The sequence below is a fragment of the Anaerobiospirillum sp. NML120448 genome, assembly GCF_023050945.1.
Taxonomy (GTDB): domain Bacteria; phylum Pseudomonadota; class Gammaproteobacteria; order Enterobacterales; family Succinivibrionaceae; genus Anaerobiospirillum.
Map to the genome: position 1 here is coordinate 1 of NZ_JALKIM010000103.1, position 11004 is coordinate 11004.

8 protein-coding genes are annotated in these 11004 nt (G+C 41.8%); all 8 read right to left on the minus strand.

Annotated features, from left to right (window positions below; translation table 11 throughout):
* The coding region (iscB, locus tag MXE38_RS11345) for an RNA-guided endonuclease IscB (protein ID WP_246915031.1) at window positions 1-676 on the minus strand (676 nt) is incomplete at its 3' end.
* Window positions 677-1230: 554 nt separating this feature from the next.
* On the minus strand, window positions 1231-1896 hold the full coding sequence (rpiA, locus tag MXE38_RS11350) for a ribose-5-phosphate isomerase RpiA (RefSeq protein ID WP_246915033.1): 666 nt from the start codon (window positions 1894-1896) through the stop codon (window positions 1231-1233).
* Between the two features lie 127 nt (window positions 1897-2023).
* Window positions 2024-3214, minus strand: a complete 1191-nt coding sequence (gene tyrS / locus MXE38_RS11355) for a tyrosine--tRNA ligase (protein WP_246915036.1) — start codon at window positions 3212-3214, stop codon at window positions 2024-2026.
* Window positions 3215-3431: 217 nt separating this feature from the next.
* Window positions 3432-3938, minus strand: coding sequence for a hypothetical protein (locus MXE38_RS11360; RefSeq protein ID WP_246915039.1), 507 nt, complete (start codon window positions 3936-3938; stop codon window positions 3432-3434).
* Window positions 3939-4075: 137 nt separating this feature from the next.
* Complete coding sequence (locus MXE38_RS11365) at window positions 4076-4825, minus strand: hypothetical protein (protein WP_246915042.1); 750 nt, start codon at window positions 4823-4825, stop codon at window positions 4076-4078.
* Window positions 4826-4949: 124 nt separating this feature from the next.
* The gene (locus tag MXE38_RS11370) at window positions 4950-6728 is read right to left on the minus strand and encodes a hypothetical protein (RefSeq protein WP_246915045.1); all 1779 of its coding nucleotides are present in this window, start codon (window positions 6726-6728) and stop codon (window positions 4950-4952) included.
* 64 nt (window positions 6729-6792) lie between these two features.
* Window positions 6793-8730: a hypothetical protein gene (locus MXE38_RS11375; RefSeq protein WP_246915048.1), complete on the minus strand. Its 1938-nt coding sequence runs from the start codon at window positions 8728-8730 to the stop codon at window positions 6793-6795.
* A 112-nt stretch (window positions 8731-8842) separates the two neighbouring features.
* Window positions 8843-10822 carry an SUMF1/EgtB/PvdO family nonheme iron enzyme gene (locus tag MXE38_RS11380; RefSeq protein WP_246915051.1) on the minus strand — a complete coding sequence of 660 codons (1980 nt, stop codon included), beginning with the start codon at window positions 10820-10822 and terminating at the stop codon, window positions 8843-8845.
* Window positions 10823-11004: the final 182 nt, after the last annotated feature.

Sequence of the window (11004 nt, forward strand, 5' to 3'; positions counted from 1 at the left end):
CATTACCACCAGTCCTGCGACTTTCAAGGTGATGCACTTGAAGAACCTTGTCTTTGGACTTGCCTTTGCAGTGTTGGCACGTGTGATTATCTCGCCAGAGAATATATTCACGCAAATTAAAAAAATCTAGTAGCTCACCTTGTTGATAGCCTTTGCCTGTAATAGCAGGATTCTTAATCTTTTGAATATCAAAAGATGCAGTTTCAACCACTATCTTAGTTACAGGAAACAACTTCAAAACAGCTTCAATACGCGATAAATGCGCCTGAATACGGTTTTCAATGCTAGGAGCTAACCAGCCTTTGTGTTTAGAGCGAACACGATTGTTAAAACGAGGAGCACGATAACGGGTCTTGCGAGCACGTCGACTACGTCTTAAAGCACGACGATCGGCTAATAGGCCTGTAACATCCTGGCGCAACTCTACCTCTGAGGCAAAAAGTTCTGTTTTTGCAGTGGTAGCAGAAATGCCAATATGCTTAGATCCAGCATCAACGCCTAAAGTGACCTCTTGCTTAGTTTCACCAGTAGGAATAGTCAGCTGAATAGTGAAAGGAGACTTCTGTTTTACAACAGCTTTTTTCTCCCTTAGCAATACTCTAGCTTTTCGTGGAGAGCACGGCATTAAGCACTGACCACGCATACTCAAAACAGCTACTTTCAAAATAATCTCCAAAAGGATACCCTCAGGTTCCTTTCTAAAATAAAAATTTAGTTAATACCCTTCGCCAATGTTGTATAGGGTTTAACGTCTATAATTCGCTCGCTACCTATCCCCTGATAGCTTTACGCTAAACTACAGACCGCAGAGCGCAAGACTAGGATAAACATCCGGCGGTGCCTATATTTTCCTAAACAACGTAGTTCAACACACTCTAAAAGAGTGCTCACTAAGGCTAGTACACTAACGAGGCTGATTCTCAAAAAAGAGGTCATGCCTCCGCCTTTAGGCGGTGGATGTTAGTGACATCCTAGCCCCAAAATTCGAGGCTTTATTACAACTAATATAGCACAGGCATTGATCGTTAATTTCCTAATACCATGCCAACTGACTAAAAATTGTCATCAACGTGATCTTAGCTACATACACAAAGCACTCTGCCCCATTAAAGAGCCTAAATTTGCACTATTTACTCTATTTGAGCACCATTTTGATCCAAAGAAAAAAGCGCACCGCCCTAACTGGTCAATGCGCTTTTTTTAAAACCTAAAGAGCAAAAATAAGTGCTATTACTTAGTACGCTCTACTACACCATCATCAGTAGCATATAAAACTACATCAGCACCACGGTGAGCGAATAAACCTACAGTTACTACACCAGGAATGGCATTGATTTTATCTTCGAGCTCTTTGGCGTTAGTAATAGATAAGCCATGAACATCTAAGATCTCACAACCATTATCGGTAATACATCCCTCACGTAACACAGGATTACCACCTAAAGTACGTAAGGTACGGGCCACCTGCTCACGAGCCATTGGAATTACCTCTACAGGAAGAGGGAATTTACCCAAAGTTTGTACTAACTTGGACTTATCTACGATGCATACAAAGCGCTTAGCCATAGAAGCTAAAATCTTTTCACGGGTTAAGCAAGCACCGCCGCCTTTGATCATTTCAAAGTCGTCGTTTACTTCGTCTGCGCCATCAATATAAACATCATATGGCTCACAGCTATTTGGATCTAAAACCTTAACGCCAATTTCCTCTAATAGAGCAGTAGTAGCATTAGAGCTGGATACAGCAGCTTCTACTTTAATTCCTTGAGCTTGAATGGCCTTAATAAACTTGACCACTGTAGAGCCAGAGCCCACGCCTAAAATACCATTTTGTGGGATGAAATCTAGAGCCTTAAGAGCTACCATCTCTTTTAATTCATCCTGAGTCTTAGCCATGTCAAACCTCAAATTTAGCTAAATAAAAATTAAAAAGCCCACTACAAATTAATCATAATCTATAGCGGGCTATATTTTAGCGCACAATTTGCTTATATACGCTATTTAATAAATTTTGCAGATAATCTTACTTAACAGTAATGCGAGCAAAACGACGCTTACCTACTTGGTATACCTTAGTGCCAGGCTCAACAGTAGCCTTAGGATCGCTAATAACCTCGCCATCGCACTTAACAGCATTTTGCTTTAACATACGCATAGCCTCAGAGGTAGAAGCTACTAAGCCTGCATCCTTGAGCATATTTGGTAAGGACTGAACATTCTCGAAGGTAAACTCCTCAATGTCCTCAGGAATAGCGCCTTTAGCAAATTGGTTAATAAAGCCATTTACCGCATCTAAACCAGCTTGCTCACCATGATAACGAGCAACAATCTCTCTACCTAACTCCATCTTAGCATCACGTGGGTTCATCTCACCACTTTGACACTTTTGCTTAAGCTCATTAATTTCAGTTAATGGACGGAAAGATAAGAGATCAAAGTAAGACCACATTAACTCATCAGATAAGGACATAATCTTGCCAAACATTTCGTTTGGAGCATCATGTACACCGATATAGTTATTAGCAGACTTAGACATCTTCTTGACACCATCTAAACCTACTAATAAAGGCATCATTAAGACGCATTGCTGCTCTAAACCAGCATCCTTTTGAAGTTCACGACCCATTAATAAGTTGAACTTCTGATCAGTACCACCAAGCTCAACATCGGCCTTAAGTACTACAGAATCATAACCTTGGAACAATGGATACAAGAACTCGTGGATGGCAATTGGCTGACCAGACTGATAACGCTTAGTGAAATCTTCACGCTCAAGCATACGAGCAACGGTAAGCTTAGAGGCTAATCTAATTACACCATCAGCGCCTAAAGCATTTAACCACTCGCTGTTATAGCGAATTTCAGTCTTCTCTTTGTCTAAAACTTTGAAAGCTTGCTCAGCGTAAGTCTGGGCATTAGCTAAGATTTGCTCACGTGATAATTGAGGACGAGTAGCATTCTTACCTGATGGATCACCGACAGATGCAGTAAAGTCACCAATAATTAAAACTACTTTGTGACCTAAATTCTGGAAGGTACGTAACTTGTTAAGAATAACTGTGTGACCTAAGTGAATGTCAGGTGCAGTTGGGTCCATACCAAGTTTAATTACCAGCTCACGACCACTCTCAAGCTTCTTCTTAAGCTCATCTAAAGGAATAATTTCCTGAGCACCACGAGCAATCTCGGCAAGTGCCTGTTCCACAGCTACCATTGAAACTCCTGTCAGCAGCAAATGCTGTTTAAAAGCATATTAAAAAACCAGTCCTAAACACTATATTTAGGACATCTACACAAATTCTAGAGCGAAAGTATAGCACATTGGAACAAGCCCTCAGTAAAACTCCATAAAGTGGCCTTATCTTTTACCAAAACAAAGCCCCCAAATATAGTATTTGAGGGCTTTGTTTAAAGAAAATTAAAAAACAGACTTACATAGTCATGCTTTGGCTTAAAGCCTCAATCTGGGCATTAAGCTCTTCAATTTCCTTTTCCTTTTTAGCAATAGACTTAGAAGCAGCGCTCTTAGTGCTCATCTGAGCTACCTTACCCTTAAGACCATCGATTTGCTCTTGTAAGTCTACGCTTAAAGCTTTTTTCTTGGCTAACTGACTTTCAAGCTCCATCAAATCGAGCTTAGTCTTATCCAGAACCTGTAAACGAGCAAAGTAATCACCCATCAAGGCTCTATTTTGAGCCTGGATATCACGGGTCATTTGATTAAGAGTCTCAACCTCAGCTCTTAAATCAGCAACTCTTTGTTGTTTAGCATTCACACGAGCCTCGTATGAACCAGTAACAACGCACCCCATTTTGCCAAAGAATCCTTGATCTTGACTTGGATCGCACTCCTCTGGAGTAGAGGCGCAAGCACTTAATAACAAACAGCTAACTAAAGCTATTCCACCAACTTTGGCTGATACATAATCTTTTAACATGATTCTTACCGACTCAGATAAACAAATCTATATAGAGCAATACGCAAAGCCCCAGGCCCAGGCCCAGGCCACTAACCTAGGCTTAGGCATGAGCCTAGGCATAGAGCCTGGCCTTGGACCTTTGGCCTACCTTAAGCTTAGGCTTGTGCGTTAATTTCAACGCCCTTTTCTAAAGCTAAGTTCAAGACATTGCGATCGTCTACGTTAGAGGAATAAACACTGCGTAAATCATCGACAGTCTTTTCTAAGCTTGCAATTTGGCGATCCAATTCCTTGAGCTTTTTCTTCTCTTGGGCTGTTAGCATTTCTTTGCCCACTAAACCATCACGCACTTCTTTGTACTTATTGACGTTTTCCTCATGCACTTCAAGGTTTTCTTGTAACACCTTGATATTAGCATTGTACTGAGCAATGGACTTTTTAACCTGTTCGGCTGATACCTTGTTGGCATTAATGTCCTTTTTCATTTGTAAGAACTTAGCATGATCATCTTGATAAACACGATGAGCAGCAGCATTCATTTGAACAGCCTTTTGGCGATTAACCTCAAGCTGATCCATAAGGGCATCTAACTGAGCTTCCTTGGTGTGATAATTTTGACGAATATTATCCAAAATAGCATTCACACCCATAGAGGCCATACAGCCAGCTGCAGCAGCTGCAATACATACGGCTCTTTGAGAAGAGCTAGCAATCAACATGCAACCTACACCAACAACACCAGCGCCTACTAAGCAAGAGGTAACATAAGAGCTCTTTTCAACATTAAAGTCTTTGCTAATTAAACGAGCATCAGGATCAGCCCCTCCCACGCCTCCAGTAGTTGAATTACAACCGCTCAAAGCCATAGTAACTATCAAAGCACTTACTAAAGCAATTTTTTTCATGATCTTACCTTTAGAAACTTATAAAGCAGCATCAAGTATCAAGTGGCCATATAAAGCTCACCTGATACTTGTCCTTATACCAGAGCAAAGACAAGCTCAATTGTCCTAGCTCCATTAAACTTTGTTAGTTTTGGTGGAAAGTGATAGGGAAAGTCTGTGATCCTACTTGTCCGTTACACTTAACCATGCCATTTCCTTGATCAGTACAGCGAACTTTTGGCAGTTGGTAAGTACTTTTATCTGGACATACGGCACGACCGCTATTAGTGATCTCAATGCCATTGTTAACTACAGCGGCACTTGAAGGTGATACACATTTAGATCCATCTGGTCTGGTTACAGTTACCTGTCCTTTACCGTCTTTAAAATTATAACTCATTTGTAAAGGACGGCCATTGGCACTATCCATAAGTGGTGACTTAGTTTGCCAATCGCCATCAAAAAGCTTTACACCCTGAGAGGCAACCGAGCCATTAGTCTTGCTCATACCTAAAGCAGGTAGCTCAGGTGGCACAGCCCCTCCTGCTGCTCCACCTTGGTTTTCAGCAGCACGGGCAGCATCAATACCAGCTTGTTGCTCAGCGGCACGAGCAGCTGCAATAGCCTCTTTTTGAGCTTGGCTTAAATTATTGTTAGCCATAATATCAGGCGGAATCACAGGCGCATTTTGTCCATTGCCACCAGCAGTAGCTGGTGCTGGAGCTGGTGCTGGGGCAGCAGCACTAGCATCAGCTGTAGGTGCACCAGCGCCTTGCTCAGCAGGAGCTACGCCCTGATCGCTTGCATTAGCCACAGGCGGCACACCTTGGTCACTAGCACCTGGTTCTGGTGCAGGTGTACCAGCGCCAGCAGCGGCAGATTCGCCTGTACCGCCCATAGCAGCATCACCACCAGTAGCACCAGGGGTCATGGATAAATTACCACCAGAGAGTGAACCTCCCTCTAAATTGACATTAGGCAAAGTAACATCAGGAAGAGGAATATCCAAATTCATAGGATCTGATGGAGCTGACGGCTCAGCAGGAGCCTCTACCACAGGGTCTTGAGGTTCTTGAGGAGGGTTCTCAGCTGGAGCTTCAATAGCTGGTGGATTTACATTGGCACTAGGCAACTCTGGGGCTCCAAATAAAGAGGCAAAGAGGCCAAAGAATTTCCATAACAGCCAGAGTAATAATGGAATTAATAGTAATAACAATAACAGCCATAACAACCATGAAGGTAAGAAACAAGCATGTTTCTTTCTTGGCTCTTGAGGCTCATTATTAGGCGCAGGCTCAATATATGGTGGCTGCTGTGGTGGCTGAGGTGGCTGTTGCACAGGAGACTCAAAGTTAGAATTTAAAGGTGGGCTAAAAACTGGAGCTGTTTTTAACATCGCTAAAGGACTACCTGCTGGAACATCTGGTTCGTTGGAAAAGCCCCAGAAAGTAATAACAGGAATACCGTCTACAATAAAGACACAGTCTTGGTTAGGAAAGTGAATAGCTGGTAGTTCCTGAGCTTCCTTATCACCCAGTAAATAACTAGCTAATAAAGCGCTACTACTATTTTGATCTTGGCGGCGATTCATTGACCTGCCATATTGGTTCAAAGCTTGAGTAAAAGCTTTTAACTCCTCATTAGCCTTCTTCTTTTCCTCTGCGCTAGCCTGAGCCCAAGGAACAATTTCATATTGATCATTAGGATTGAGACTTTCAAAATTAATCATCCAATCAATAGTGCGGCTTTCCTTATGGACAATAGGCTTGGCTAAATATTTACTGGCGTTTCCATTTTGGCCAGGAAGATGAACGTTATTATCGATAGCATCTAAAAAGGAATCTGCGTTTTCATAGAAAGCACCGCCTTTACCAAGGGGTTCAAAATCATAAATCCCACCGCTTTTTAAAATAACTCTTTTCATACTCTTATGGCATTAGACTAGTAGAGACTAATCTAACTACCTCCTCCTTGGTAATTAACAAAAACTACTGACAAACCTTTTGCAAGCTCTTGCCTGCATTCTTTAAATCTTCAATTAAGGCTTTGGTATTGCCTGGCTTATAAACTTTGCCCCCAGTAATATCAGCGATACACTTAGCATCAGGAGCATCCTCTCCAATTAAGACCACATGAATTTTCAATCGTGGTTTACTTTTATGGATCTGACGTGCAACCTCGCAAAGGTTAAGATCCTCAGTGCCATCGCAGGTATCAACACCATCAGAAATTAACACGCCAATAGAATCAGCATTCTTAGGAGCAGCAGAGGCCATACCTCTCATACCACTAACTAAAGGAGTTAGCACTTGAAAAGGAATGCTCTGCAACATAGGATTGGTCTGAGCTACAGCAGCTTTTAAGCGTTGGCGCTCATTACCTGAAAAAGTGCCATAATCACGAGCCAGAGGACAACCTTGAATACCAAATAATCTAATTGGCACATTCTTATCTACTTGATCAATTAAAGCATGAGCAGCCTTGATAGCAGCATCAATACGCATTGAGCCATCAGAGAGCAAGTTAATCATGGAACCAGAGCCATCGGTTGCAATAATTAAATTAGGCATCTTTCCTTGCTTAACAATGGTCTCGCACTTAGGTAAAGTGACCTTACCAGCGCCTTGAGCAAGCTTAGCCTCCTCCGCTGCCTTAGCAGCAGCCTCAGCCTCAGCTTCCTTAGCAGCCTCTTCTTGAGCCTTTGCCAGTTCCTCAGCCTTTATCTGTTCATCTTTATCATTGACTAAACCTAACAGACGCTCAATTTCTTTAAGAGTTTGCTCATCCTTAGCTAAGGTAGCTTTTAAGTTAGCAAGCTGTTGCTCTTGTGCATCTTGCTGTCCTAAAGCAATTTTCTCTTGGGTCTTTTCAATAAGCTCATTAATCTTATTTAAGTTAAGCTCATCCTCAATTACTTGCTCGTTTAATTGGTCAAGCAATAACTCTTGCTCATTGGCCTTATCAAAAGGCCATGGGTAGAGCTTAAAGAAATAAAAGGCCAACAAAGCTAACAACAGCAATAAAGCAATTAAGCTTGGAATTAAACATCCTCCCAAGCTCCTCCCCGCAGCAGCCGCACCAGCCCCAGCGCCCGCACCCGCTGCACTTGCGCCAGCAGCGCTTGCGCCTTCGGCCCCTACTGCGTTTGTGCCAGCACCTACTGCGCCTGTGCCAGCATCACCTGAGCCTGCCTCTGATGCGCCCGCACCAGCGCTACCAGCGCTACTAGTGGCGCTAAAGTTGGCGCTATCGGCCTGTTCTTGAGAGGCCTCTGTATCTTTACTACCCTCTACTGATGGTTGAAGGCCTGGGTCAAATTTTTGATCAACATTTGAGCTGTCTGCTGCTGTTGATGATTGGACATTAGCTGCGGCAGCTGAGCCTGAGGCAAAAAAGCTGGCTAAAATGGCACTAGTAACACCTACGGTTTTAATAGCATTTAAGCGCTCTTGAGGGTTGTTTAAGGTGTTATTACAGTGCTCTTGAGAAAAGAAAGGAATAATTACAGGCTCACGATCATTAATCACGAGCATATATTGAGGCTGGCTAATTAAAGCATAAAGAAACTCAGGGGCACTGAGATTTTGCTTATTGGATAACTGTAAAGAGCCATCCTCACTAGTTAAGGACGGATATTTATCTTTTAGAACCTCGATGATTTTATTGGCTCTAAAAGAGTAATTTTGGGCCGCATGTAATTGTTCTTTATAAAACTTAGGAGCACCCTGCTCTATAGTTAGCTCTTTGATAGAGCCAGACATATTAGAGTTAAAGTTTAAGTAATCGCCTGAGTGGCTACTCATAGCAATTAAAGAACTAGTAGAGGAATCAAGCTTAAGCTCTTGTAATAAAGTGCCCAGCTCAGACAAAGCATTAGCTACCTGTGGAGCCAAATCATTGGAACTCAAGCGCATTAATCGTATCATCGATCTCTTCCTTATATCCGAGCTTAGGACTATATCTCCCAATAAGAGTTAGTTACTTAACTCTTATTAGGATGCTCCTTAGATTGAAAATATGTGACCCAAATTTTTGCTATTAGTGCTTTAAAGCACGGCATTGCTTAATCCAAAGCTTTTTATTGGCCTCTAAATCACGACCTGCTGTTTGATGCTTATCAAGGTCGTTTAAGAATTGGGCAATATACTCACTTAAGGTACCTTCATTCTTACCTAAGGATTGTTGAGCATTTTTAAGCTGCTCTTTAATAAACTTGTAATCAAAGGTATTCATAGTGTCGGTAATATGATCAGCATAGTAGCTTACATAGTAATCAACCATATGATCTACTAAAGCACGATCTTGCTTAAACTTTAGCTCCTGTTGTTCAGTAGCCTTTAAGCACTCTTTACTTTGACTATCTGCACGGCACTCTTTTAGAGGTACCTTACGTAAGATTTCCTCTCTTTGGGCGTAACGCTCACGAGCAATCTCTTCACGAGCAATAGTGGAGCACAAATAACCGCCTAAGCGTAAATTAGAGACAATAGCACGATCACGCATTTCCTCCTTTTTAGCATTGGCCTCAATCATATTGGCACGCAACTTATGGAGGTTTTGTTGCATAGACATTAAATAAGCGCCTAAATCATCACGCTCTTTTTGAGCCTTGGCCACTTCCTGTTGGCTAAGCTCAAGCTCTTTTTTACTAAGCTCTAACTCCTTTTGCAACTTATCCTGCTCAAGTTTTGCTTGCTTGATATCACTATCAGCTTGCTTTTGTGCAAGCTCAGTTGCTTTTTGCACTTCTTCTTTAGCGAGCTCAGCTGCTTTTTGAGCCTCTTTGCGAGCCTGCTCTGCGGCATTTTGTGCTGCCTTACGATCTTGTTCGGCCTTTTGCTGGGCTTGCTTTTGCTCTGCGATAATCTTATCGAGCTCAGCAATAGTATTTAAATTACCACCGCCCTTGGTATCAGAATTATCGTCATTACCAAGCTTAGCTACCTGCTCTTTTAAGGTTCGCACCTCTTCAATAGAATTAGTAAAAGGGATGGACAACACTAGACGCATACCCATATCACGGCTTTTAGTTTCATTGCCTTTAGTAAAGTAAGCACGCTCAGAGCGATAAGCGGTGATCATACCATCCTGACCACTAAAGATACTGCCTCCACGTACTATATAACCACCGCTTTGGCCATGTAATCTACCAGTTCTGGTGGCATAGAAAGGATCAAGCATCATTTCAGAGACATTACCTAAGATATCGTATATGCCCAATGGATTAGGTAGTTTTGCGCCGATAATCTGTACTCTACCATCCATAGAGCTACCTTTGCCTTTATACCAAGCATAATCTGCAATAGTTTTTCCATTTTCAAAAGGAAAAACATCAGCACTAAATTGAGAGGAAGTTACACGATTACCACCACGGGCGGCAAACTCCCATTCACTATCAGTAGGAAGACGAGCAAAAGCTACGGTCTTGGCACCATCACTTGGAAGTTGACTGCCCTTTACCTCTGTAAGTGCTTGCTGCGCAGCTTTACTTGCTAAAAAGTGGGAATATTGTCTGGTAATTTCTAAAGCATCAAACCAACTAATATTGCTCTTAGCAATACGATCTTTAGGGGACAGCTTTTTATCTGAACACTTGCCTTTACCAAGATCATAGGAGCTTAGAATATCGTATTGGGCGGAATTGAGCTCATATTTACCAATAAGATAGTAATAGCCTTGTTTATCTTTAAAAGCACCTTGAATGTAACGACTATTAGGAGCTTGGGTCAAAAGTGAGTCAGCGTTGTTACTACCAGCGCTAAAGCCCTTATCATGGAGTTTATCTTCATTAGAGGTATAAACCTTTTTAAACACCATAAAGCCCTTGCATGGCATAGGAACTATGACATCATCATCTTGAGGCTTAGGGTTAAAAAACATGGCACTATCTTTTTCTGCTGCCGCATATGCGTTACCAGTGCCCAGCACTAAAGAGCAACCGACACCTATTATCACGGCCATACCAGAACCAGTACTCAAAACTTTTGCCAATGCTTTACTTAACAAAGAAACTGCCATAGCACTAACTCCTAAAATCTTGTTAGCATTAACTATAAATAGTAATACATCTTATCCATATAGACCGACAATAGTATGATTTCCGTCTAAATTACCGAAACAAATCTGTAATCATCTATATGTATGTATAAAACCAAAATGTCAATATAGTATAGTTTCTTGTATCGATGCTATAATAGAAT